We start from the raw sequence: 25429 nt of genomic DNA, 5'->3' as shown, positions 1-25429 counted from the left end.
TGGCTCGCGAAGATGGCGAGGGCAAGCGGTTGGTGGCCTACGTCACGGCCCGAGACGCTGCCTCGCTGGACGCGGGTGCACTGCGAGGCCACATGAAGCAGCGGCTGCCGGAGTACATGGTGCCGTCGGTGTATGTGGTGTTGGAGGCGCTGCCGCTGACGCCCAACGGCAAGGTGGATCGCAAGGCCCTGCCGGCGCCGGACACGGAGGGCACGGCGCGCGAGACGTACGTGGCGCCTCGAACGGCGACCGAGAAGACGTTGGCCGCAATCTTCGTCGACGTCCTGAAGGTCGAGCGGGTCGGGCTCGACGGAGACTTCTTCGAACTGGGCGGCCACTCATTGCTGGCCACGCAGTTGGTGTCTCGCGTGCGGGAAGAACTCCAAGTGGAGCTCCCCCTTCGAGACATCTTCGAGTGCCCCACGGTGGAGAAGCTGGCCCAGCGCCTGGACCGCACTTCGAAAACGGAGGGTGGCGCACAGCCACCGCCGTTGGTACGGGTTCCTCGCGACAGGGCGCTGCCTTTGTCGTTCGCCCAGCAGCGCCTGTGGTTCCTCTCGCAACTGGAGCCAGGGAGCATCGTCTACAACGTCCCTGCGTCGGTGCGCTTGTCGGGCGCCTTGAACGTTCCCGCGCTGGAGCAGAGCTTCGACGCACTGGTCCGCCGTCACGAGTCGCTGCGCACCACGTTCCGGACCGAGGGCGGTTCGCCGGTACAAGTCATCGACAAGCAGGGCAGCGCTCGGCTTGACATCGTGGAGCTGCGCTCGTTGCCAGTGGCGCGGCGGGAAGAGGAGGCGCAGTGGATCGCGCAAGAGGCGTCTCAGCGCCCGTTCGACCTGGAACGCGGTCCGCTGCTCCGGATCGCCTTGCTCGCGCTGTCGGAGCAGGACCATGTGTTGGTGCTGGTGATGCACCACATCGTCTCGGACGGTTGGTCCATGGGGCTCCTGGTTCGCGAGCTGTCCGAGCTGTATGCGGCCTTCTCCCAGGGGCAGCCGTCGCGCCTGCCAGAGCTGCCGCTTCAGTACGCGGACTACGCGGTGTGGCAGCGCGAGTGGCTCCAGGGAGACGTCCTGGAGGCGCAGCTTGGCTACTGGAAGCAACATCTGGACGGCGCGCCCCGGTTGTTGGAGCTGCCCACGGACAGGCCGCGTCCGGCGGTTCAGTCCCTGGAAGGGGCGTACGTGCCCTTCTCATTGGGCCGTGCGCTGTCCGACGCGGTGCATGCACTCGCCCGCCGTGAAGGCGTCACGCCGTTCATGGTGCTGCTGGCTGCGTTCCAGGCCGTGCTGGCGCGCTACTCGGGGCAGGACGACGTGAGTGTCGGCTCGCCCATCGCCGGACGCACTCGCGCGGAGACGGAGGGGCTCATCGGCTTCTTCGTGAACACGCTGGTGCTCAGGACCCGGCTGGATGGCAGCCCATCCTTCCGCGAGCTGCTGGCTCGGGTCCGGGAGGTCACGCTGGGCGCCTATGCGCACCAGGACGTGCCTTTCGAGAAGCTCGTCGAGGCGCTGCGTCCGGAGCGCAGCCTCAGTCATTCGCCGCTGTTCCAGGTCATGCTCACCTTCGACAGCACGCCAGACGCTGGGGGAGACGCGCAGACCGGCACGGGGATGAAGCACGTCGCCGTGGAGCACCGGGTGTCGCGGTTCGACCTCTCGCTCGGCTTCGTGGAGGGCAAGGACGGCTTCTCCGGTGGCCTGGAGTTCAGCACCGTCCTGTTCGAGCCCGAGACGGCAGCGCGACTGCTGGTCCACCTGAAGACGCTGCTGGAAGGTGCCCTGGCGGCGCCGGACCGGTCCGTGTTCGCGCTGCCCATGCTGAGCGCGGCCGAAGCGCGGCGGTTGCTGGTGGAGTGGAGTGACCCCGGCTCCGGCGAAGTCGCGGAGACGAGCATCCACGCCCTGGTCGAACGGCAGGCGGCGGCCACGCCCGACGCCGTGGCCGTGGTGGCCGGTGACGAAGTGCTGACGTACCGCGAGCTCATGCGTCGGTCGGACCGGCTGGCACGGAAGCTCCGCGCGCTGGGCGTCGGGCCAGAGGTTCGCGTGGGCCTCTGCGCGGAGCGCAACGCGGACCTCCTGGTCGTGGTGCTCGGCATCCTCAAGTCAGGAGGCGCATACGTCCCGTTGGACCCTGCCTACCCGAGCCAACGGCTGGCCTTCATGATCGAGGACTCCCAGCCTCGCGTCCTGGTGGGCCAGCGCGCGCTGCTCGACGCGCTGCCTCACGGAGACGTGGTCCGGTTGGCGCTCGACGATGTGAACGAGTTCGTGGCGGAGGCCGAGGCGGCGCCTGTGTCCATGGCCAGTCCTGACCAGCTGGCCTACGTGCTGTTCACGTCAGGAAGCACGGGACGGCCGAAGGGCGTGGCCCTGGCGCATCGCGGCGCAGTGGCCTTCCTGCGCTGGACGACGCGGGTCTTTTCGTCGGACGAACTGGCGGGAGTCCTCGCCTCCACGTCGCTCAACTTCGACCTGTCCGTGTTCGAGCTGTTCGCGCCGCTCCTCCGTGGCGGGGCCGTGGTCCTCGCTCGCAATGCCTTGGAGCTGCCATCGCTCCCCGGGGCCCGGCGGGTCACGCTCCTCAACACGGTGCCCTCCGCGATGGCGGAGTTGGTGCGCGCCCAGGCCGTTCCGGACTCGGTGCGCACGGTGAACCTGGCGGGAGAACCGCTGGCCCAGTCCCTGGTGGAAGCCATCCACCAGTCCGCACCCGGTGTGCAGCGCGTGCTCAACCTCTACGGCCCCACCGAGGACACGACGTACTCGACCTGGACCGTGGCCCACCGCGGCGCCACGCGGGAGCCCACCGTGGGGCGGCCGATCGAGGGGACTCGCGTGTATGTGCTGGATGCGCTCGGCCAGCCCGTGCCTCAGGGCGTGGCGGGCGAGCTGTACCTGGGCGGGGCCGGGCTCGCCCGAGGATATGTCGACCGGCCCGAGTTGACCGCCGAGCGCTTCGTCCCCGACGCGTTCAGTCCGCGGCCCGGCGCGCGGCTGTACCGCACTGGAGACCGCGTGCGGTGGTTGCCGGAGGGCACGCTGCAGTACCTGGGCCGAATCGACCAGCAGGTGAAGGTGCGTGGCTTCCGCATCGAGCTGGGCGAAATCGAGGCGGCGCTGCGAAGGCATCCGGACGTGCGCGAGGCCGTGGTGCTCGTGCGCGAGGACGGGCGCGAAGGGCGTCGCCTGGTGGCATACATCGTGCCCCAGCCGGACACGGTGGCCGATGTCACGGCGCTCCGGCGTTTCGTGAAGGAAGGGCTGCCGGATTTCATGGTGCCCTCGGTGGTGAGGGTGCTGGCCGCGCTGCCGCTGACGCCCAACGGCAAGGTGGACCGCAAGGCGCTCCCGGCGCCGGACGCCCTCCGTCCGGAGTCGACGCGGGCGTATGCGGCGCCTCGGGATGCGTTCGAGCTCGTGCTCGCGCGCATCTGGGAGGAGCTGCTGGGCACCGGCCCCATCGGCATCCACTCCGACTTCTTCGAACTGGGAGGCCACTCGCTCCTGGCCATGCGGCTGGTGTCGCTCATCCGTGAGCGCCTCGGGCGGAGTCTGCCCGTGGTTTCACTGTTCCAGGCGGGGACGCTGGCGGAGCTGGCTTCCCGGCTCCGACAGGCGCCCGGGCACGTGTCCCCGCTGGTGCCCATCCAGAGTGGCGGTTCGCGGCGGCCCGTCTTCTGCGTCCACCCTGTCAGCGGCAACGTCCTGCCGTACCTGGAGCTGGCGCGGTGCCTGGGGCCGGACCAACCGTTCTACGCGTTCCAGGCCCCGGGCCTCGAAGGCGAGCGGGCTCCGCTGGGGACCGTGGAGGCGATGGCCGCCACGTATGTCGAGGCCATGCGCGGCGTCCAGGCCAGCGGGCCATACCGGCTGGCGGGGTGGTCCCTGGGAGGTGTGGTGGCCTTCGAGATGGCGCGGCAGTTGGAGCAGCAGGGAGAGCAGGTGGAGCAGCTGACGCTCATCGACGCCTACGCCTTCGACCAGCGGCCAGTGGCGCCCGTGGGCGCGGAGTGGATTGCCGCCCGCTTCGTGGAGTTCACGGGCCAGCTCCTGGGTCTGCCCGTCTCGGAGTTGATGGCGGATGCGCAGCCCGCGGACGAGGCCTTGCTGCTGGGCCGCCTGTTGGAGCTGGGGCGGCGCACCGGCGTGCTCCCTCCGGGCGTTGGAGCCGAACAGCTCCATGTGTTGTACCGGGTCTACGAGCGCAACCTCCGCGCCCTCTGGGACTACCAGCCGGGACGCTACGGTGGCCGCGTCACGCTGCTGCGCGCGAGCGAGACGCATGTACCCACGGGCACGGATGGCGGCTGGGGCGCGCTGGCGGCAGGAGGGGTGGAGGTGCACGAACTCTCCGGCGACCACCACTCCATCCTCCGGGCGCCCGCGGTTGACGTGCTCGCGGAGATGATGACGCTGAAGTCGTCCCCGTAGACGTTCACCTGTCGCAGGTGATGAGGCGGACACGCTCATCACCTGCGCTGGGAGTCACTCCCTGTCTGGCGGAACGGGCAGCACCCAGATCTCCCGCCCATGCACCGCATCCTGGGCGGTGAAGTAGATGAAGTCGCCCGCGCGGAGCAGGTCCTGTGGATAGGAAGAGGCGGGCCCGGGGAGGATGTCCTGGAGCAGCCGGGTGCCCCCAGGTTGTCCGTTGCTCACCCATGGCTCGTGGCCGTGGGCCGTGTCGTAGGCGTAGAGGACGACTCGGCCGTCATTCGTGGGAACGGGCGTGGGCACTCGCAGGTCCGGGGAGACGATGAGCGGTTGGTACAGCAGCTTGGTGCCATTCCGGGTGCCATCCGTCCTCCACAGCTGGACATCGGCCGGGGTGGGACTCCCGACGTCGTAGAAGAGCGTGAAGTAGAGCTTTCGATCGGTCGCCGTGAACGAGGACACGAAGATGAAGAACTCGCGCGGTATGTTCGCGTACGGGTTGGGGATGGTCGCGACACGGTTCGAGCGCGGGTGGCAGCTCGGGTCTGGATCCAGCTTGCGGAGCTCGGTCACCGTGTAGCCAGGGGTGAACGCCGCGAAATAGAGGCGCTTCTTGAAGACGGTGATGGGCTGTGCTTCCGAGCCCTCGGGGCCAGGCCGGGTGTCCTCGACGAGCTCGGTCCCCCGGGCCGTGCCGTCACTGCGCCACAGTTCGCGTCCGTGCTCGCCGTCGTCGGCGGAGAAGTAGAGGACGCCCGCCGCGGCAGTCAGATGCCGCGGAAACGACGACTCCGTGCCCGGGAGGATGTCCTTCACCAGGTGGGTCCCCGCGGACGTGCCGTCGCTGACCCATAGCTCCGTGCCCGTCTCCGTCCTGCCCAGGCTCATGAAGAGGCGGTTGCCCACGCTCGCCAGGTCCAGGGGACCGTTCAAGTCGCCCTCCGGCCCCAGGTCCTTCACGCGCACCGTGCCCGCGGAGGTGCCGTTGCTGCGCCAGAGCTCCAGGTTGCCAGAGGCGATGATGTCCGGGCGGACCATGCGGAAGAAGAAGAGGGTGTCGCCCACCGCGATGAAGTCCCCCAGGAGCGTGTGGCCGGAGTCCGGGCGGAGGTTCTTGATCAGACGCGTGCCAGCGGTCGTGCCATCGCTCACCCACAGCTCGGCGCCATGCGCTTCGCTGAATCCACCCGTAAAGAAGAGCTTTTTGCCCACCACCGTCAGCCGGCCGGGCACGTCCACCAGGTGCTTCACCGGCACGGTGCTCGCGGTCGTTCCTTCGCTGCGCCACAGGGCGCCCTGGCCTGCCTCCAAGTCAAAAGCGGCGAAGAAGAGCCGCCCCCGGAAGGACGTCAGGTCCGTGGGTGCGGTGCCGCCGAATGGGCCAGGCACCGGGTCCTCGGGCGGCGGGTAGATGTCCTTCAGGAGAGACGCCGGGCCGAGCGCGGGAGGCCGGTCTGCCCCTTGAACCGCGACAGGCTCGGGAGCGTCATTGTCCGAGAGCGCTTCCTCCGTGAAGGCTTCCCCGCATCCCATTGCCAATACACAGACTCCAGCCCACCAGCGCCATGCACGCATGAATGTTCCCCCCGCCTTCGAGTGGCCGGCCCCTCGCCATGATGGATAGGCGTGGCGAAGCGGCGCAGCCAGGGGGTGTCCTCGATTACGCGCGGCTCCTGTTCAGCAAAGGCTGTCCTCGACTGGGACAAGGTCCGCGACCTCATGGGTGGGGGTGGAGCCCTCCGGCTGGGAGATCGTGTGACACCTGCCTGTTTCGTGTCCCAAGAAAAAGTTGAAAACATTGAAAAACAGGACACACTCCTGGTACTCCGGGAGCACCTCACCGCGGTATCGGAAAGGTGCACTGCATGCAGCGATATATCGGAGCAGCCCCACGGCGTTTCCTGTCCCTCTCACTCGTGTCCGTCATGGCGCTGAGCCAGGGGTGCCAGCCCACGGATGAAGACGTGCCTGTCGAGGAGTCCGCGACCGGCGAAGTCGCACAGCCCGTCGCGGTTCCGGGCTTCGCGGAGATGCACCACCACATGTTCGCCGAGGAGGCGTTCAGCGGTGGTTGGTTCCACGGCAAGCACAACGGCTCCCTGGTGAGCTGTGACGGTGGCTTCCCGGAGAGCGACCATGCGCGCGTCCGCATGGACCTGGGCTCCATGCTCAACGTGTGTCCCAACGCGGGCGGCGTGGACCTGGGCGGCGTGCCGGTGCTGTCAGAGATGTTCGGCGTGGGCGGCGCGGTGGCGTCGGAGATCATCGGGCAGGTCGAAGGGACGGAGGGCGACACGGGCCTCCACCTGGGCCGGATGAGCGTGCCCACGCAGTGGCCGCGCTGGGACACCATCGCGCATCAGCAGGCCTGGGAGGGCTGGCTGCGGCAGGCGCACCTGGGGGGCATGTCCCTGGTCACCATCTCCCTGGTGAGCAACGAGTTCCTCTGCAAGGCGCTGCCGTACCAGAACATCAAGCGCCCTTGCGACGAGATGGTGGACGTGGACGTGCAGCTGCAGATGGCGCGTGACTTCGACGCCCGCACGTCGTGGGCGGAGATCGCGCTGTCGCCAGCGCACGCGCGGCAGATCATCGCCTCCGGCAAGCTGGCCATGGTGCTCTCCATCGAGTCGAGCAAGCTGTTCGGCACCAAGAACTGGCAGACCGAGCTCAACCGCGTCTACTCGCTGGGCGTGCGCTCCATCCAGCCGGTGCACCAGCTGGACAACCGCTTCGGCGGCGCGGCGCCCCACAACGCCATCTTCCAGGTCGCGCAGTTCCTGGAGAACTGTCACATCGACACCGACTGCGGCCTCACGGGCAACGGCTTCACGCTGGGCTTCAACGTGGACGCCAACTGCAAGAACACCAAGGGCCTGACGACCGAGGGCCGGGCGCTGGTCGCGGAGATGATGAACAAGGGCATGCTCGTCGACGTGGCGCACATGTCCGAGCGCTCCGTGAACGACACGTACGCCATTGCCCAGGGCCGCAACTACTACCCCATGTACATCTCCCACGGCCACTTCCGTGAGGTGATGCACCCGGGGCTCGCGGCCAACGAGAAGACGACGCCCGCGTCCATCATCCGCTACCTGCGCCAGACGGGCGGCATGTTCGGCCTGCGCACCGCGCACGACGAGACGCGCGACTACACCCGCACGCCGGTGGCCAACAACTGCCAGGGCTCCACGCGCTCGCTGGCGCAGGCCTACGAGTTCGGCCGCCTGGGCCTCAAGGTGAACATGGGCTTCGGCGCGGACCTCAACGGCTTCATCCAGCAGACCCGCCCGCGCTTCGGGCCCCATGGCGCCTGCTCGGCCGGCTTCGCCGCGGAGGCGGCGGCCCAGGCCCAGCAGCAGCTCACCGCCGGCCCGCCGCCGCTGGGCACGGACTTCGACAACTACGGCCTGGCCCACGTGGGCCTGCTGCCGGACGTGGTGCGTGACTTGAAGCAGCTCGGCGTCAACACCACGGGCCTGGAGGGCTCGTCCGAGACCTTCATCCGCATGTGGGAGCGCGCCACCGGCACGCGCACCGGCATGGCGGACAGCGCGACGAACATCGACACCAGCGGCGTGGCGGCCTACGTGCCGAAGGAGACCCGCGCGTCCTGGTACCCCACCACCTCCACCTGCACCAACGACAGCCACTGCGCCAGCACCCAGTACTGCGGCTGGGGGCTCAACGCCGGCAAGTGCCAGAACAAGAAGGCCCGGGGCGCCATCTGCGGCAGCGCCCGCGAGTGCCTGTCCAACAACTGCCGTTGGACCATGACCTGCGGCTGAGGTCGCTTCCTGGCATGTGCGCGAGGTAGCTCAGCGCACATGCCAGGGGTCCCCGCGGTGGTTCGGCCACCGCGGGGCGCCTTCATTCGTTGCCCGACTGGGGGTACCGTGGTATCGAAAATGAGAGTCAATATCGATACCTGGAGCCTTCGTGACGACGACGACTGAGCGTGTCTATCGGCGGGGACCGTTCCCCGTGAAGTTCCGCCTCTTGGAGGTGAAGCGGGTGACGCGGGTGACGCCGCAGATGGTCCGCATCACCCTGGCGGGCGAGGACCTGGAGGGCTTCTACAGCCCCGGCGCGGACGACCACGTGAAGCTGCTGTTCCCGGAGGAGGGCAAGCGCAGGCCTGTCGTCCCCACGGTGACGCCCACGGGGCTGGTGTTGAAGGATGGCGAGCGCAAGCCGGACGCGCGTGACTACACGCCGCGCCGGTACGACGCCGCCGCGGGCGAGCTGGACATCGACTTCGTGGTGCACGGCACGGGGCCCGCGACGACGTGGGCGAGCAAGGCGCAGGTGGGAGATTTGCTGGCCGTGGGTGGGCCGCGCGGCTCCACCTTCGTCGCGCAGGACTTCGACTGGTACCTGCTCGCGGGCGACCAGTCCGCGCTGCCCGCTATTGGCCGCATCCTGGAGGAGCTGCCGGAGGGGACGCGCGCCATCGTGTTCTGCGAGGTGCCGGACGCGTCCGAGGAGCAGCGGTTCACCACCCGCGCCAACGCGACGGTGACGTGGCTGCACCGCGACGGCGTGGAGGCGGGGCACTCGGACGTGCTGCAGCAGGCCATCCGCGGGCTGGAGTTCCCCGCGGGGGACTACTTCGCCTGGGTGGCGGGTGAGGCGCACACCGTGCGCCCCATCAAGGACCACCTCATCAACGAGCGTGGCGCCAACAAGAGCTGGGTCCGGGTGACGGGCTACTGGAAGCGCGGCACCTCGGACCACCACGACGCGAAGGGCTAGGCCGCCGCTGGCTTCGCGAGGGAGCGGAGGACCTCGCCCGTCATCTCGATGGCGTAGTCAATCTGCTCCTCCGTGTGCGCCGTGCTGAGGAAGGTGACGTCGCGGCGCAGCAGGATGCCCCGGCGGGCCATGCCCGCCTGGAAGGGCTGCATCTGCTTCGCGTGCTCCGCCGGGTCCTTGGCGAACAGGAAGAAGGGGATGGCGTCGTAGCCAATCACGCGCAGCGACGCGCCCGCGGCCTCCGCCTGGGCGTTGACGCCCTCGCGCAGCTTGCGGCCCAGGCGGGCCAGGTGCTGGACGTAGGCGCCATCCTTGTAGCCCTTCAGCACCGCCTCGCACACGTACAGCGACAGCAGCTCACCGCCGAAGGTGGTGGACACCTGGAGCTCGCTCAGGCGGCTCAGGTGCTTCGCCGGACCGGCGATGGCCGACAGCGGCATGCCCCCAGCGATGCTCTTGGACAGGGTGACGAAGTCCGCGCGGACGTCGAAGAACGCCTGGGCGCCGCCCACGGCGAGCCGGAAGCCGGTGACGACCTCGTCCAGGGCGAACAGGACGTTGTTCGCGGTGCAGGTGGCGCGCACCTGCTGCAGGAAGGCCGACGTGAGGGGCCGGTTGTAGGGCACCGACAGCAGCACCAGGGCGAGCTCGCTGGCGTTCTTCTCGATGGCGGCCAGCAGGGCCGGCTCGTCCGGGGGCGTGAAGAGCGGCATCCGGAGGGTCAGCGCGGCCAGCGCGGCCGGGACGCCCGGCGTGTCGAACATGAAGTGGTCGTGCCAGCCGTTGTAGCCGACGGTGATGATCTTCTGCTTGCCGGTGACGTGGCGCGCCAGGCGCACGGCGGCGGACGTGGCATCCGCGCCCGTCTTGAAGAAGCGCGCCATCTCCGCGCCGGGGATGAGGTCCACCAGCGTCTGGGCGGCGGAGACCTCCACGGGCGTGGGCAGCGAGTGGAGGACGCCTTCCTCCAGGTGCTCCCGGATGGCGTTCAGCACGGCCGGGTCATTGTGGCCCAGCATGTTGGCGCCCAGGCCGCCGATGAAGTCGATGTACTCCTGGCCGTCCACGTCCTCCACCAGCGCGCCCTGGCCCTTGGCCAGGAACACGGGGAAGGCGCCAGGCGCGAACATCTCCGGGCGCTTCATCATGGACTGCGTGACGCCGGGGACCAGCCGCCGCGCCTCGGCGAGGAGCTGGTTGGAGCGGTCGAGCTTCAGCTCGCCCTGGATGGGACGAGGCAGGGAAGGGTGCTTCTTGACGGGAGTGTCCATGGACGTTTCCTTCTATGGGGCGAGATGGAGACTGCGATTCACTGGGGCGGCGCTACGGCCAAAGGTCCAGAGGATGAAGAGCGAGACGGTGGTGACGCCCACGGCGAGCCAGCCGGCCAGCCCGAAGCCCATCAGCTCACCGTTCGGCGCGGTGACCAGCAGCAGGCCGCTGGCCCACGCCGCGAGCCCGGAGGCGCCGTCGCTGGCGGCCATGTTCATGGCCATGTAGCGCCCGCGCAGCGGCGGCGGCACCCGCGCGGAGATGAGCGCGATGGTCGGGATGGGGCGCGTGGACGTCAGCGACATGAAGAGGACGAAGGCGACCATCACCACCGGCAGCGGCGAGGCGGGGAGGTGCGTGAAGCCCAGGTGCGGCACCATGGTGCCCACCAGCAGCAGCCCGAGCACCCGGGCGGGGCCGAACCGGTCCACCCAGCGGCCCACCTGACGCGCCGCGAGCAGCGTGGCGGCGCCGCCGGCCAGGTACACCCAGGGCAGGTCGGTCTGCGCCAGCCCGAGGTTCCCGACCATGAACGCGCTCAGGTACGGAATCAGCAAGAAGCTGGAGAAGGCGACGCTGAACGTCAGCAGCCAGCCCAGCGCGAAGCCCGGCGTGAAGAGCGCCTTGACGGACGGCGCCTGACGGTCCGTGCCCGGGGTGACGTGTGCATCCAGCCGCGGAAGCACGACGAGCAGCCCGAACCAGAGGAGGGCCCCGAGGACGCCAATGGCCCAGAAGGGCGCGCGCCAGCCGAGCAGGTTGGCCAGGCCCAGGCTCAGCGGAACCCCCGCCACGGCGGACAACCCCAGCGATGACATCACCGCGCCAATGGCCCGCCCCCGGCGCTCACCGGGGATGGTGTCCGCGATGATGGACATGATGACCGCGCCCATGAGGCCCGCGCAGCCTCCCGCGATGCTCCGGGCCACCAGCAGCCACGCGTGGCTCTGCGCCGCGCCGCAGGCCAGCGTGGCTGTGATGAACCCCCCCAGGATGACCAGCAACGTGCTTCTGCGGCCAAACCTGTCGACCCACGCGAGCCCCAGCACGCCCATGGCGGCGGAGGCCAACGTGTAGGAGGACACCAACGTTCCGAACCGCGCGGCTGACAGGCTGAACAGCCGCATGAACTCCGGACCCAGCGGCAGGACAATCATGAAGTCCAGCAGGTGGGTGAACTGCACGCCCGCCAGCAGCAGGATGAGCAGCCGCTCCTGACGCGGTGAGAAGGTGGCTGTCACGAGAGGCTCCAGCGATTCAGGCCGCACGGGCTTCGTGCGCGCGAAGGGGAGGCATTGCTTCGGCGACCAGGAAGGCCAGTTGCAGGGCCTGGTCCGCGTTGAGCCGCGGGTCGCAGTGGGTGTGGTAGCGGCTGGAGAGGTCGTCTTCCGTCACGGGCTGGGGGCCGCCCAGGCACTCGGTGACGTTCTGCCCGGTCATCTCCAGGTGCAGGCCCCCCGGGTGGACGCCCTCCGCGGCGGCAGCGTCCATGAAGCCACACACCTCCGTGAGGATGCGGTCGAAGGAGCGCGTCTTGTAGCCATTGCCGGCCTTGTGGGTGTTGCCATGCATCGGGTCGATGGACCAGATGACGGGGCGTCCGTCCCGGCGGGTGGCGGCCATGAGCCGGGGCAGCCGCTGCGCGACCTGGTCCGCGCCAAACCGCCCGATGAGGGTGATGCGGCCCGGGATGCCCTGGGGATTGAGGACGTCCATCAGCCGGAGCACCTCGTCGGGCTCCATGGTGGGGCCGCACTTGATGCCAATGGGATTCTGGAGGCCGCGCATGAACTCCACGTGGCCGCCGTCGAGCTGGCGGGTGCGCTCGCCAATCCACAGCATGTGCGCGGACGTGTCGTACCAGCCGCTGCCGTCGGGCTCGGCGCGCGTCATGGCCTCCTCCACGTTGAGCAGCAGGGCTTCGTGGCTGGTGAAGAAGTCCGTGGCGCTGGCGCCGCCGCGAGGCTCCGGGCTGACGCCCAGCGCCCGCATGAACGACAGGGATTCGAGGATGCGGTCCGCCAGCAAGCGGTTGATGCCGCCCTGGGGCCAGCGCTGGGGCTCGGCGAGCTCCTCGTAGCCGCGCTGGGCGAAGGCGCGCAGCAGGTTCAGCGTGGCGGAGGACTGGTGATAGGCCATGAGCAGCCGGCGCGGGTCGGGCGTTCGCGCCTGGGCGTCGAACTCCATGCCGTTGATGATGTCTCCGCGGTAGCTGGGCAGGGTGACGCCAGCCAGCGTCTCCATGGGGCTGGAGCGCGGCTTGGCGAACTGCCCGGCGATGCGGCCTACCTTCACCACCGGGCGGTTGCCGGCGAAGGTCAGCACCATGGCCATCTGCAGCAGCAGCCGGTAGGTGTCCCGGATGTTGTCGGTGGTGAACTCCTTGAAGCTCTCCGCGCAGTCGCCGCCTTGCAGCAGGATGGCCTTGCCTTCGGCGACCATGGCGAGCCGGGAGGTGAGCCGGCGCGTCTCGTCCGCGAAGACGAGCGGAGGCAGCCGGGACAGCTCGGCCTCCGTCCGCGCCAGGGCCTGCGCGTCCGGATAGTCCTCCGGCATGTACTTGACGGGCTTGTGCCGCCAGGAGTCTGGCGTCCAGGTGGGGTTCGTCACGGGAGTGCCGTTTCAGTAGGAGGGCGGGTTGCGGGCACGGGCGGCAGCAGGTCGCGCGCGACGCAGTAGTCGAGGTATCGGTAGAGCAGCGCACGGTCCGTGGGCGGGCAGGTGATGCCCGTCCCCTCGAGCGCTTGATGGACCCGCTCACAGCGAATGGGGCCTAGCCCGAACGCGGGCACGTCCGTGCCCGAGCGCAGGTCGAAGAAGGCGAGCGTGGACTGGTTCTCCCTGGTGCCGGCGCGCTCGGCCACGCGGTCGCGCCACTCACCCACGGAGCAGTGCTCCACGGGGTAGCCGTAGTCACGGACCCAGGTGAACAGCTCCCGGAGCTTCACCTCGGGCGTGGGACAGAGGTTGAACACCGTGGGCGGGCGGGCGTCGCGCGCCATGCGGACGATGGCTCCCGCCACGTAGTCCACGGGTGTCCACACCTCCGCGACGTCGAGCTGGGGCAGCGCGCCCACGGGGATGCCGGCCAGCAGGATGCGCCACACCAAATCCTGCGGGTTGACGATGGCGCTGTCGGGCGCACCCACCACGCGGCCCAGCCGGTACACGGCCACGGGGAGGCCGCGCGCTCCGGCCTGTTCAACGAGCCGTTCGGCGATCCACTTGCTCTGCTGGTAGCCGTCGCGCAGGCCCGGGTGCGCGGGCACGAAGGCCTCCGGGACGTCGGGGCTGAGGTCCGTCTGCGGCGCCACCGCCAGGGTGGAGACATAGTGGAAGGGCTTGGCGCGGACCGCGGCGGCCAGGCGCAGCAGCTCGCGCGTGCCGCGCACATTCACGGCCTGGAGGCTGCCGTATTCACGCACCACGCTGACCACGGCGGCGTTGTGGATGACGGCGTCACACTCCGAGGCCAGCCCGTGGAAGCGCGCCTGGCTCAGGCCCAGCCAGGGCTGGGTGAGGTCCGAGGGCAGCGCCACCACGCGCTCCGTCAGGTGCTCGGGGGAGAGCTGCTGGGACGCCAGCGCGGCCTGGAGGCGCTCCAGGGCGTGGGCCTCGTCGCGAGCGCGGACCAGGCACACCACGCGCGCGTCCGTCTGGCGCAGGAGCTGGTGGAGCAGGTGCGCCCCGACGAAGCCGGTGGCGCCGGTGAGGACGACCTGACGCGGCCGCGGGGACTCGGCGGCCTCCAGCGTGAGCGGGGGGACGATGTCCTCGGACAGCACGGCGTCGGCGAGCATGCTTTCGGTGAGGCCCACGGCGTTGGAGGCGCTGTCGCTGCCTTGCTCCAGCGCCTGGGCCAGCCCGGCCGCCGTCGGGTAACGGAAGACGGTGGCGACGGGAATCTCGCGGCCCAGCTCGATGCTGAGCCGGTTGGCGACCTGAATGCTCTGGAGCGACTGGCCGCCCAGGTCGAAGAAGTCATCCTGCGCGGACGTCGTCGTCACGCCCAGCACCTCTTCCCAGACCTTCAACACCACGCGCTCCAGGGCCGTGGTGCCCGTCGTCGTGGCCGCGGCCTCCTCGGTGGGCAGCAGGCGGCGCAGCTCGGCGCGGTCCAGCTTGCCGGTGCTGGTGCGCGGCAGCCGCTCCGTGAACACGAAGGTGCCGGGCACCATGGGAGCGGGCAGTCCGTCCACCAGGTGCTGCCGCAGCTCCGCCACGGTGGGCGCGGGCTGCGTGGTGACGACGTGCGCGCACAGCCGGCGCGAGCCGCTGGGGAGCACCTGTCCGACGACGGCTGCCTCGCGCACGCCCGGGTGGCCGAGCAGCGCCGTCTCGACCTCGGACGGGTCGATGCGGTGGCCGCTGATCTTGAACTCGTCGTCGACGCGGCCCACGAAGACAAGCTGGCCGTCCTCGCGCAGCCGGGCCTTGTCGCCCGTGCGATAGGCGCGGGGGCTTCCCGGCAGGGCGTCGAGCGGGATGAAGCGCGTGGCGGTCAGCGCCTCGCGGCCCAGGTAGCCCCGAGCGAGCGCGCCGCCCAGCAGGTGGAGCTCTCCTTCCTCACCCGTGGGGACGATGCGGCCTTGCGCGTCGGCGATCACCGCGCGCACGCCGGGAAGGGGGCGGCCGATGGGCACGTCGTCTCCGGCGGACGTCACGTCGGGGTCGCCGCTGAGCGTGGCGACGGTGGCCACCACGGTGGCCTCGGTGGGGCCGTAGGTGTTGAGCAACCGGACCTGGGGACCGGCGGAGGCCCGCCAGCGCGCGACGCGCTCGGGCAGCGCGGCTTCTCCGCCGATGATGACGGTGCGCAGCGACGGAGGCAGCCGGGCCGCCCCCGTGGACACGCTGTAGGCCAGCTCGTGCCAGAAGGCCGTCGGCAGGTCCAGCAGGGTGATGCCATGCGTGGCGCAGGCCTCCATCAGCCGGGGCACCGACTGGAGCATCTCGTCCGTGCGCAGCACCAGCGTGGCGCCAGCGCACAGGGAGACGAAGAGCTCCTCCACGCTGGCATCGAAGTGCAGCGGCGCGAACTGCAGCACCCGGTCCTCGGACGTCACCTCGTAGCGGAACGTCGCGCCCGCCACGAAGTGGGCCAGGGCGTCGTGGTCGATCTGCACGCCGTTGGGTTGGCCGGTGGAGCCGGAGGTGTAGATGACGTAGGCCAGCGGCGCGTTCGGCTGGGGCGCGATGGCCGGCAGCTCCGGGCCGGCGCGCCGGTGCACCGCGAGCTGCCCGGGGGCCCGCGGAGGCATGCCGGCCGTGAGGTCCTTCACGGCGCTGCTCACCGTCAGGCGAGGCGCGGCGTCATCCAGGATGGCCTTCGTCCGGGACTCGGGACCGAAGGGGTCCACGGGGAGGTATCCCGCGCCGGAGATGAGGACCCCCAGCGTGGCCACGATGGCGTCGATGCTCCGGGGCAGAGAGACGGCCACCAGCGTGTCGGGCCGCGCGCCGTCGGCCCGCAGTTGCTCCGCGAGCGCCTGGGCGGACTGGAGCAGGGCCGCGTAGGTGAGGCGGTGCTCGCCATGCTCCACGGCGATGGCCTCCGGCCGCGCGCGCGCCTGCTCCTTGAAGAGCTCCAGCACGGGCCGTCGCGGAATCGGCAAGGGGCCGCCATCCACGACGGAGGGCCGCGCGGTGGCAGGCGCCGCGCGCACGGCCTGCTCGGGCGAGGCCACCAATGACTTCAACAACTGGAGGAAGCCGCGCTGGTGGGTGTCCAGGACGTCGGGGCTGTAGCAAGCGGGGTTCGCGTCGAAGTCCACGCGCAGCCCGCTGCCGTCGGAGCGGGCGTACATGCCGATGGACAGGTCCTCGACGGGGCCCGCGGAGAGGTTGTGGGCGAAGGCCGGCATGCCCGCGAAGCGCAGGGCGTAATCGAACGGCATGATGTTGACCACGGGGCCGAAGAGCCGCCGCTGGCCACCCACGCGCTTCAGGTCGCGGCGAAGCTGCTCGTAGCGGTAGCGCAGGTGCGGCCTCATGGCGCGCAGCTCCGCCGCCACGTCGCGGGCCATGGCGAGCAAGCCCGCGTCGGGTCGCACCGGGACGCGCAGCGGCACGATGTTCATGGCCATGCACGGCACGCGGATGGCGGCCGAGCCCAGGCGGGTCATCACCGGCAGCCCCAGCACGACCTCGTGCACACCGGTGTGCTGATGAAGCCAGGCCGCCGTCGCCGCGAGCACCAGGTCCGGCCACGTGAGCCCGGCCTGCTTCGCGGCGGCCTGCATCCGCTCCAGGTCCGCGGGCGACAGGTGCCGCGTCTGGCGCACGAACCGCGGCGACATGGGCGCGGGCTCGGCGAGCGTCACCGGCGTGGGGCCATGGGTGAAGCGGTCCACCCAGAAGGCGCGGTCCGCGGCGTGCTGCGCCCCGCCCTGGTAGGCGACGTCCTCGTCGATGACGGCACGGAGCGAGCCGAACCCGTTCGTGGCGGGCTTCCCCGTCACCCGGGCCGTGTAGAGGTCCGCCACGCGGCGGGCCACCAGCGAGAAGCCGAAGCCGTCCAGGGCGATGTGGTGCGCCCGCTGGAACCAGAATGAGCGGTCCGGCGCCGCCTTGAACAGCGCCTCCGCGAACAGCGGGCCCTGGCTCAGGTCCACCGTGCGCGTCAGGTCCTCGTGCATCCAGGCCTGCGCCGCGGCCCAGGGGTCGGGCGTGTGGCTGACGTCGGCGACGTGCAGCCGCCACGACGCGCGGGGCTGCACGAGCTGCACGGGGCCGGAGGCGCCGGGGACGAAGCGCGCGTGGAGCGCCTCCGCCTCGTCGATGGCCTGACGCAGGGCGGACTCGAAGTGCTCCACGACGAGCGGCCCGCGGATCTCGATGCACTCCCCCGCGTTGTAGACGGCGCTCGTGAGGTCGAACTGCTGGCCGACCCAGATTCCATGCTGGGCCGCGGACAGCGGCCAACCTGCTTCGTGTGTTTCGCCCATCGCCAGGGACTCCCGTGTGTTCATGCGTCAGAAGCGCGAGGTGACTCGCGCGCCGCGGAGCTACGCGGCGTTCCGGGAAGCAGGCGTGGTGCCCAGGGAGAGCAGCGTGAACCAGTCGGAGAGCGTCGGCCGTTCGGCCAGCTCCACGAAGGTGGTCTCCGCGCCAGCGGCCCGCCACTTCTCCACCAGCGTCATCAGCCGGATGGAGTCCATGCCGCGCTCGAGCAGGTTGTCGTCGTCACCCAGCGCCTCCGGCGACTCCTGGAGCAGCTCCGCCACGTCCGCGCGCACCTGCTCGCGGGTCAGCGTGCTGGACGTGGTGGTGGGCCCCAGCGCGTCGAGCACCGACTGCGTGGTGGTGGTGACGGCGCACAGCTGGGACGCGTAGCTCAGCGCGAGCTGGTGGTGCGCCAGGGAGAAGTCACCCAGCGCGTCGGCGATCAGGAAGGGCCGCACGTCGCTCATGAAGGCGTCGCTGGCCGTCTGCAGGCAGCCGATGTGCGCGTAGATGCCGGAGATGAGGAGCTGATCTCGGCCCCGCGTCTTCATCTGGTCCATCAGGTCCGTCTTGCGGAACGCGCTGTATCGCCACTTGGTGAGCTGGATGTCGCCTTCGGCGGGCGTCAGCGCGTCGATGATGCGCTTCTGGTCCGGTCCGCCGTTGATGCCGCCGCCCCAGAAGTCCAGCAGCAGCCCGCGCTGCTCGGGCGTCTGGCCCCCCGGCTGGGCCGAGTACACGACGGGGATGCCCAGCGCCGTGCAGTGCTGGCGCAGCCGCTGGATGTTGGCGACCAGCTCCGTCACGGGCGACTGGCCCTGCGCGAAGGCCTCCACGAAGTAGCGCTGCATGTCGTGGATGAGCAGCACGGCGCGGCTCGGGTCCGGCGTCCAGGAGACCTTGTTCTTCGGCAGGTCGGCGGCGCCGGGCATGGGATAGGGGGCGATGGCGGGGAGCGCCATGGGGTGGGTCCTTTCAGCGCGTCGCGCGCGAAACCGGAGTGGGGGAGGGAGCGCCGGCGAGCACGTCGCGCAGCGCCTTCTTGCTGACCTTGCCGACGCCCGTCTTGGGGAACGCCTCGACGAACTCGACCCGGTCGGGAATCTTGAAGGCTGCCAGTCCCCGCTGGCGCAGGAAGGCCGTGAGCACGTTGGGCGCGGGCGGCGTGCCTCGCGCGATGACGAAGGCGCAGGTGCGCTCGCCCAGGAACGCGTCCGGGACGGCGACCACCGCGGCGTCGTGCACGTCGGGGTGGGCCAGCAGGTGGTTCTCCACCTCCTCGGCCGCGATCTTGTCTCCGCCCCGGTTGATCTGATCCTTGGCGCGGCCCTCCACCACCAGGTAGCCCTGGGGCGTCACGCGGACCACGTCACCGGTGTGGTAGAAGCCGTCGTCGGTGAAGGCCTTCGCGTTGTGGGCCTCCGCCTTGTAGTAGCCGCGGATGGTGTACGGCCCGCGCGTCAGCAACTGGCCCGTCTCGCCCGGCGCCACGTCTTCGCCGTCCTCGTCCACCACCCGGAGCTCGTCGTCCGGGGAGATGGGCCGGCCCTGGGTGCTGACGATGAGCGCCTCGGGGTCATCCAGGCGCGTGTAGTTGACCAGGCCCTCGGCCATGCCGAACACCTGCTGCAACGTGCAGCCCAACGTGGGCTTCACGCGCTGGGCGGCCTCGGTGCTGAGGCGCGCGCCACCGACCTGGAGCACCCGCAGGCTGGCGAGCTGGTGCCGGCGCGTCCTGGCCGCGTCCATCCAGACCATGGCCAGCGGCGGCACCACCGCGGTGAGGGTGACGCGCTCGCGCTCGATGAGCGGGAACACCGTGTCCGGGCTGGGGTTGGGCGCCAGCACCGCCGTGCCGCCCGCGTAGAAGGTGCCCAGCACGCCCGGCGAGCTGAGCGGGAAGTTGTGCGCCGCGGGCAGCGCGCACAGGTACACGCTCGCCTCGTCGAGCTGGCAGACCTCCACGCTGCCGCGCAGGCTGTAGATGTAGTCGTCGTGCGTGCGCGGGATGAGCTTGGGCACGCCCGTGCTTCCGCCGGAGAGCTGGAAGAAGGCCACGTCGCTGGGCGCGGGCCCGGGCGGCAGCGCCGTGGGCGCGGCGTACAGGCCGCTCAGCGCCGTGAAGGGGCCCGCGTCACCGGCGACGATGACGTGCTTCAGCGTGGGGCAGGTGGTGCGCACCTGCTCGGCCAGGGTGCGGTAGTCGAAGCCGGCCTGCTTGTCCGCGATGACGTAGGCCACCGCCTCCGTGAAGGCGCAGAAGTAGCCAATCTCCGACGCGCGGTGCGCGGGCAGCGCGAACACCGGCAGCGCGCCCAGGCGGAAGAGCGCGAAGATGACCTCGAAGAACTCGGCCACGTTGGGCAGCTGCACCACCACGCGGTCCCGGGCATGGATGCCCAGCGCATGGAAGCCGGCGGCCAGCTGGCTGACGCGAACGTCCAGGTCGGCATAGGTGAGGCGGCGCTCACCGGCCACCAGCGCGGTCCGCTCGCCGTGACGCTGCGCGCGCTCGTGGAGGAGCTGGCCGAACGTCTCGCCGCGCCAGTAGCCGGCCTCGCGGTAGCGGGCGGCGTAGGCCTCCGGCCAGGTGGGACAGCCGGGGAGGACGGGGGACGTCATGACTGCACCCCGGCGCCCAGGCCCATGGCGTGGAGCATGGTGCGGAACTTGGCCTCGGTCTCCGCCAGCTCGGACTCGGGCGTGGAGCCCACCACGATGCCCGCGCCCGCGAAGAGACGCAGGGTGCGCTCGCTGGCCTCCGCGCAGCGGATGGTCACCGCCCACTGGCCGTCACCCGTGGCGTCGCACCAGCCCACCGTGCCGGTGTAGTAGCCGCGCTCGAAGGGCTCGATGGAGCCAATCGCCTCGTGCGCCAGCCGAGTGGGGTAGCCGCACACCGCCGGCGTCGGGTGCATGGCCGCCGCCAGCGTCAGCGAGGAGATGGAGGGGTCGGCCAGCTCGCCGGTGATGCGGCTGGACAGGTGCCACATGGTGGCGGTGTTCACGAGCGATGGCGCCGCGGGCACGTTCAGCGTCTTGCAGTAGGGCCGGAGCGCCTCCGCGACGGCGTCAATGACGACCGCGTGCTCGTGCAAATCCTTGGGAGACTTCAGCAGCGCGGCGGCGCGCTCCTGGTCCTCCAGCGGATCCGCGCTGCGGGCCGCGGAGCCAGCCAGGGGATTGGCGACCACCTGGAGCCCGGAGCGGGACACGAGCAGCTCGGGGCTGGCGCCAATGAGCGTGCGGAGCCCCGCGCCGCTGGCCCCGTCCTGGTGGGGGAGGTCGGCGGCGAAGGTGTAGCCCGACGGGTTGCGCTGCGCGAGGTTGCGCAGCAGTTGCCGCAGGTCGATGGGGGCGGTGGCGTTGAGGTGCAGCGAACGCGACAGCACCACCTTCTGGAGCGGCCCGCGCTGCATCAGCTTCAGCGCCCGCGCGACGCCGCTCAGGTACGCGGCGGGCTCAGGCACCGGCTGGACGGTGTAGCTGGCGCTGATGGGCCGCTGGACCGGAACGTCCTGGTCGAACACCAGCGGCCCGGCGCGCTGGAGCGTCAGCGGCACCACGAGCTGCGCGGGCACCGAGCCGTCGAAGGGCACCGCGCCCACCGCCACCGGGATGTCATGGTCGGCCTGACGGGCGTCATTCAGCACCGCCGTCACGCGCTCGGGGAGCCGCGCCAGGGCATCCGCGCCGCCCAGGTGCGGCACGGTGGCGAAGGTGCCGCGCGCCAGCAACGTGCGGCGGGGCGTGGCGAAGAAGAACGAAGAGCCAGCTTCGTAGCTCTCGAGCAACTGCGCGGCGAGTGTCTGCGGTCCCATGGGGTGTTCCTGTTCCTTCAGCTCAGCGGGCGTCGCGCACAGGGCGCCACACGGCGGCGCCTCGGCAATAGGTGATGAAGTGGATCCTAATAATCATTCTCAAATTCTTGACGGACGTGGGGCTGAGCGGGGCCGCGTGAGGCCGGGCTCAGGCGTCGAGCGTCGCACCCCCGTCGACGCGGAGGTCGTGCAGGGTGATGTGGCGTGCCGCGTCCGAGACGAGGAAGCGCACCGCGTTGGCGATGTCCTCGGGGGTGGCGAGGCGTTGCAAGGGGATGCCCAGGCGGTAGGCCTCGGGCGAGCCGGCAATCACCGCCTGCGCGCCGGAGTCATCCGCCCAGAGCGCGCGCTGCATGGCGGTGTCCGTGGAGCCGGGGGACACGACGTTGCAGCGGATGCCGTGCGGGGCCAGCTCCAGGCCCAGGCACTTGGTGAACATGCTGGAGGCGGCCTTGGAGGCGGCGTACGCGGCCATCTGCGTGCGGGGCACGGCGGCGGCGTTGGAGCCCACGGTGACGATGACGCCGCCGCGCCGGGGCACCATGCGCCGGGCCACGGCGCGGGACACCTGGAACACGCCCAGCGTGTTGACGGAGAAGGTGAACGCCCAGTCCTCATCGCTGTAGGACAGGATGGGGCCCGTGCGCAGGACGCCCGCCACGTTGGCCAGCACTTCGATGGGGCCCAGCTCCCGCTCGATGCGCTCCACCACCGCGTCGACCGCGGCGACGTCACTCACGCTGGCCGGGTACGCCACCGCGTGTTGATTCTTCTGCCGGAGCTCGGCCACGAGGGCGGACAGGCCGTCCGCGTTGGTGTCGACCGCGGCGATGAGGGCTTCGCCCGCGAGCGCACGCGCCACCGCAGCGCCGATACCTTGTGCGGCACCTGTGACGAGCGCCACCCGGGTGGGCGTTCCCATGTTTCTGCTCCTCCTTCTGGATGCCTGCGCCCGAGGGGCGGGGCGATAAGTGGATAATGAGAATGATTCTCATTATTGATGCGACGCAGATATGTGCCACGCAGCGTCAGGGGTGTCAAGAAGGGAAGTAGGGAATTGCCGGTAACGAAAACTGCGATGGCCGCCGGGTCGGGCTGTCGAAAGGCTCAGGCCGGTGTGCCGGGCTCGACCGGGGCCGGGGCATTCACGTCGATACCGTCCCGGCGCAGCTCGTCAGGGCTGGCCGCAACGGCCAGGGTGTCGGGCGGGTTGTCGTACCAGCCTGGGTCCGCGTAGCGCTCCAGCCGTTCGCGAACCTTGAGCACGGTGAACATGCCTCCCACGGTCATGTAGCCATGCTTGCCCTGGGCCCCCAGCATGGGAATGGAGTTGGGCGGGGCGGGCATCCCCATCTCGCCCATCTCCGCCATCCCCGTCTGGCCCATCGTCATGTAGCCCGGCAACAGTGTGCGGACCTTCGCGTCCAGGTTCCCCGGCTTCACGCCAATCATATTGGGGAACGCATGGCCCATCTGGTTCATCATGTGGTGCGTCATGTGACAGTGCAGGGCCCAGTCCCCTGGAACGTCCGCCACGAACTCGATGACGCGTGTGCTGCCCACGGGGACGAGCACCGTCCCCTCGGGTTGTTGCGCGGACTCGGGGACTCGCCCGCCATCCGTCTCGGTGATGCGGAAGTGAAAGCCGTGCAGGTGGATGGGGTGGTGGTTTTGCGGGCTCAGGTTGCCCAGCCGGATGCGGACTCGCTCGCCCTGGCGCACCACGAGCGGCTCCGTGCCCGGGAACGCCTTCGCGTTCATGGTGAGCACGTTGAAGTCCGTCATCTCATTCGGATTGGGCCGTCCGGTGCCGACGTCGATGCGCCACTCATGCAGCAGGATGACGAAGTCCCGGTCGACGCGGGGCCCCACGGGTCGGCGCGGGTGGATGATGAACATGCCCGTCATCCCGAGGCCAATCTGTGTCATCTCGTCATGGTGCGAGTGGTACATGTTCGTACTCGCCTGGCGCAGGGTGAACTCGTATCGGAACGTCTCACCTGGGGCGATGGACTTGTGGCTGAGGCCACCCACTCCGTCCATGCCGCTGGGGAGCAGGATGCCGTGCCAGTGGATGGTGGTGGCCGCGGGTAGCCGGTTCGTGACGTAGATGCGCACCCGGTCACCCTCCACCGCTTCGATGGTGGGCCCGTGGACCCGGCCGTTGTAGCCCCAGCAGCACGCGTTCAGTCCCGGGGCAAACTCATGCTCCACCTCCTCGGCCACCAGGTGGAAGACCTTCACGTTGTCCACGACCTTCCACGGCAGCTTGGAGCCATTGGGCACCACCACGGGCCGGTAGTTCCGGTTGGGCTGTCGTGCGTGCCGCTGGCCGGTGTCAGCGGGGGAGCGCTCGCGAGGCCCGGAGGCCCCTGGGACGGCGGACTGGGCGCGAGCCGCGGAGCCGCTCAGCAGGAGTGCGCCTCCGGTGAGCGTGGCCCCCGTGGTGACCAACAGGGTCCGCCGCGTCAGCGCTCCCTCGACGTCAGTCTCCGGGAGGCCTCCGGGAGTCCCCCCGCGCTCCGGTGCTCCGAGGGCGTCATCCTCACAGCCCGATGCGCGCTCGGGTTCAGTCGCGCGGGTGCTCATGGGGCCTCTCCGTGCCATGGGGGGTGTCCTGTCCGTGCCCGGTGTGCGTCCCGGGCTGAGCTGGCTGCGTGGGAGAGGGCGTGGGGGACTCGCTGCCCGCCCGAAGCCGGCCGCCCACGAGCTGCTCCAGGTCGGCCCGCGCCATCCAGTAGTCGCGGACGGACTCGATGTAGCCCTGATACGCCTCCACCTGCTCGCGCCTGGCGGAGAGCAGCTGAAAGAGGCCTATCTGCATGGCGTTGTACTGGAGCTGCGACTGCGCGACGACCTTCTCACGAAGAGGCAGCACCACCCGCCGGTAGCGGTCGGCAATCAGACGAAGCGACAGCAGCCGGGCGCGGGCGGCGCGAACCTCCGAGCGGGCGTTGACGGACAGCGCCATCAGTCGCCGCTCGCCCTGGCGGTGCTGCGCTTCCAGCCGAGCGATGAGGGCCTGTCGCTGGTCGAAGATGGGCAACTCCAAAGACAGGGTCGGGCCAAAGAGCCTGGGGCCGTCCGCGTCCCGGTGCTCGTGAACGCCCACGTCCACGCGCCCGAAGAAGCGTGTACTCCGCGCGAGTTCCAGCGCATTCCAGAGCAGCATGGTTTGCTTTCGGGCCGCGTCGATGTCCAGCCGTTGACGGATGGCGAGCGACTCCAGGTGCTCCAGTGAGGCCTCCTGGTCAGGCAACGGCGGGAGCTTCTCGGAGAGGGTCCACTGCGTGCGTTGCCCCCACAGCCCCATGAGGCGGTTGAGGTGCTCCCGGGCCTCCACCAGGGCGAGCTCACCCTCCGCCAGCTCGAGCCGGGCTCCCTCGGCGGCTGCTTGTTCACTCGCAAGGTCCAGCTCGGTGAGGTTGCCCGCGGTGCGCAGCCGGGCGGAGAGGTCCGTCGCCGCCTCGGCCACCTGGAGCGCCATGCGGCGCAGCTCCACGAACTGCTGGAGCGACTGCACCTGACTGAAGGCCTTACGCACCTCGGCCGCGGTGGCCAGCGCCTCGTGCGCCACCCGTAGCGTGTCGGCCATGAACTGCTCCCGGGCGACGCGCTTGCGCAGGGGCAGCGTGAAGAGGTCCACGAAGTCCTGCACCAACGAGACCTCGTGCTCTGACACGCCACGCCCGGCAATGGGAAAGCCGATGCTCCCGCCCAACGTCGGGTTGGAGAGCAGGCCGGCCTGAACCATGTCGGCCTGCGAGACGCCCAGGTCCTCGTAGGTGGCCTGGAGCGCCGGGTTGTTGAGCAGGGCCACCTCCACCGCGCGGTCCGAGGTGAGGTCCTCCTTCAGGAGCGTGTCGAGATGGCGCGCGACCTCGGCGTCCTCCGGAGTGCCCTGGTTCCAGCGTGTCTTGCGGCCCAGCCGCTCCTCGACGAGCGCCGCTACCTCCGCGTGGCCCCGCTCTTTCTGGATGGACGCGCAACCGCCCGCGAGCAGTGCCGCGCCCACGCGCAAGGACCACCTCACGGAGGTCCACCGTGTCCGGGGGCGTGGTCATGGTCGGGCGACGCAGCACCCGGGGGCCCCGCGTCCCGTGCCTCCGTGCCACCAGGTGCGGGCGCCTCCGGAGTGGAGGCCGTGAATGCGGTCAACCCGGGCGCATGAGGGGCCTCGGGCGCATCCGG

Annotated in this window: 14 protein-coding genes; 3 read left to right on the top strand and 11 right to left on the bottom strand. The window is 70.2% G+C overall.

Features of this window, described 5'->3' with window-relative positions; translation table 11 throughout:
* Positions 1-4442 (top strand): non-ribosomal peptide synthetase (locus HV824_RS05040; protein WP_176422789.1); only part of this gene is annotated, 4442 nt, incomplete at its 5' end.
* A gap of 54 nt (positions 4443-4496) precedes the next feature.
* Here the strand turns inward: HV824_RS05040 and HV824_RS05035 are convergent.
* Complete coding sequence (locus HV824_RS05035; protein ID WP_255207773.1) at positions 4497-5978, bottom strand: ELWxxDGT repeat protein; 1482 nt, start codon at positions 5976-5978, stop codon at positions 4497-4499.
* Between the two features lie 332 nt (positions 5979-6310).
* On the opposite strand from HV824_RS05035, the gene HV824_RS05030 reads away from it, so the two are divergent.
* Complete coding sequence (locus HV824_RS05030) at positions 6311-8233, top strand: membrane dipeptidase (RefSeq protein ID WP_176417344.1); 1923 nt, start codon at positions 6311-6313, stop codon at positions 8231-8233.
* Between the two features lie 151 nt (positions 8234-8384).
* On the top strand, positions 8385-9200 hold the full coding sequence (locus HV824_RS05025) for a siderophore-interacting protein (RefSeq protein ID WP_176422787.1): 816 nt from the start codon (positions 8385-8387) through the stop codon (positions 9198-9200).
* Here the strand turns inward: HV824_RS05025 and mxcL are convergent.
* From mxcL to HV824_RS04975, 10 genes are all read right to left on the bottom strand, one after another.
* Positions 9197-10471 (bottom strand): myxochelin B biosynthesis transaminase MxcL, encoded by a 1275-nt coding sequence (gene mxcL / locus HV824_RS05020; protein ID WP_176422786.1) that lies wholly within the window; start codon positions 10469-10471, stop codon positions 9197-9199. The two genes, HV824_RS05025 and mxcL, sit on opposite strands and share 4 nt — an antisense overlap.
* A 12-nt stretch (positions 10472-10483) precedes the next feature.
* Positions 10484-11713 (bottom strand): myxochelin export MFS transporter MxcK, encoded by a 1230-nt coding sequence (mxcK, locus tag HV824_RS05015; protein WP_176422785.1) that lies wholly within the window; start codon positions 11711-11713, stop codon positions 10484-10486.
* Positions 11714-11729: 16 nt separating this feature from the next.
* Entirely contained in the window at positions 11730-13082 is a 1353-nt protein-coding gene (locus tag HV824_RS05010) for a class II 3-deoxy-7-phosphoheptulonate synthase (protein WP_176422784.1), read from the bottom strand.
* Positions 13079-17419: a myxochelin non-ribosomal peptide synthetase MxcG gene (gene mxcG / locus HV824_RS05005; protein ID WP_176422783.1), complete on the bottom strand. Its 4341-nt coding sequence runs from the start codon at positions 17417-17419 to the stop codon at positions 13079-13081. The genes HV824_RS05010 and mxcG overlap by 4 nt, the downstream gene beginning before the upstream one ends.
* Before the next feature lie 60 nt (positions 17420-17479).
* On the bottom strand, positions 17480-18379 hold the full coding sequence (locus HV824_RS05000; RefSeq protein ID WP_176417350.1) for an isochorismatase family protein: 900 nt from the start codon (positions 18377-18379) through the stop codon (positions 17480-17482).
* Between the two features lie 13 nt (positions 18380-18392).
* Positions 18393-20039, bottom strand: a complete 1647-nt coding sequence (locus HV824_RS04995; RefSeq protein ID WP_176417351.1) for a (2,3-dihydroxybenzoyl)adenylate synthase — start codon at positions 20037-20039, stop codon at positions 18393-18395.
* A complete protein-coding gene (dhbC, locus tag HV824_RS04990; RefSeq protein ID WP_176422782.1) occupies positions 20036-21238 on the bottom strand; it encodes an isochorismate synthase DhbC in 1203 nt (400 codons plus the stop codon). The genes HV824_RS04995 and dhbC overlap by 4 nt, the downstream gene beginning before the upstream one ends.
* Before the next feature lie 148 nt (positions 21239-21386).
* On the bottom strand, positions 21387-22160 hold the full coding sequence (locus HV824_RS04985; protein ID WP_176417353.1) for a 2,3-dihydro-2,3-dihydroxybenzoate dehydrogenase: 774 nt from the start codon (positions 22158-22160) through the stop codon (positions 21387-21389).
* A 185-nt stretch (positions 22161-22345) separates the two neighbouring features.
* Complete coding sequence (locus HV824_RS04980) at positions 22346-23827, bottom strand: multicopper oxidase family protein (RefSeq protein ID WP_176422781.1); 1482 nt, start codon at positions 23825-23827, stop codon at positions 22346-22348.
* Entirely contained in the window at positions 23808-25271 is a 1464-nt protein-coding gene (locus HV824_RS04975; protein WP_176422780.1) for a TolC family protein, read from the bottom strand. Before HV824_RS04975 ends, HV824_RS04980 begins: the two co-directional genes overlap by 20 nt.
* Between the last annotated feature and the right edge of the window lie 158 nt (positions 25272-25429).

It is taken from the genome of Myxococcus sp. AM009 (genome assembly GCF_013372605.1).
Taxonomy (GTDB): Bacteria; Myxococcota; Myxococcia; order Myxococcales; family Myxococcaceae; genus Myxococcus; species Myxococcus vastator.
Note: the sequence above shows the minus strand (reverse complement) of the source record. Positions and strands in the feature narration are given on the sequence as shown.

Excerpts from the sequence above, each read along its gene's own strand:
- mxcG (WP_176422783.1), bottom strand. The coding sequence starts at position 17,419 with ATGGGCGAAACACACGAAGCAGGTTGGCCGCTGTCCGCGGCCCAGCAT.
- HV824_RS04995 (WP_176417351.1), bottom strand. The coding sequence starts at position 20,039 with ATGACGTCCCCCGTCCTCCCCGGCTGTCCCACCTGGCCGGAGGCCTAC.
- HV824_RS04985 (WP_176417353.1), bottom strand. The coding sequence starts at position 22,160 with ATGGGAACGCCCACCCGGGTGGCGCTCGTCACAGGTGCCGCACAAGGT.
- HV824_RS04980 (WP_176422781.1), bottom strand. The coding sequence starts at position 23,827 with ATGAGCACCCGCGCGACTGAACCCGAGCGCGCATCGGGCTGTGAGGAT.
- HV824_RS05035 (WP_255207773.1), bottom strand. The coding sequence starts at position 5,978 with ATGGGATGCGGGGAAGCCTTCACGGAGGAAGCGCTCTCGGACAATGAC.
- HV824_RS05030 (WP_176417344.1), top strand. The coding sequence starts at position 6,311 with ATGCAGCGATATATCGGAGCAGCCCCACGGCGTTTCCTGTCCCTCTCA.
- HV824_RS05000 (WP_176417350.1), bottom strand. The coding sequence starts at position 18,379 with ATGGCGCTCCCCGCCATCGCCCCCTATCCCATGCCCGGCGCCGCCGAC.
- mxcL (WP_176422786.1), bottom strand. The coding sequence starts at position 10,471 with ATGGACACTCCCGTCAAGAAGCACCCTTCCCTGCCTCGTCCCATCCAG.
- dhbC (WP_176422782.1), bottom strand. The coding sequence starts at position 21,238 with ATGGGACCGCAGACACTCGCCGCGCAGTTGCTCGAGAGCTACGAAGCT.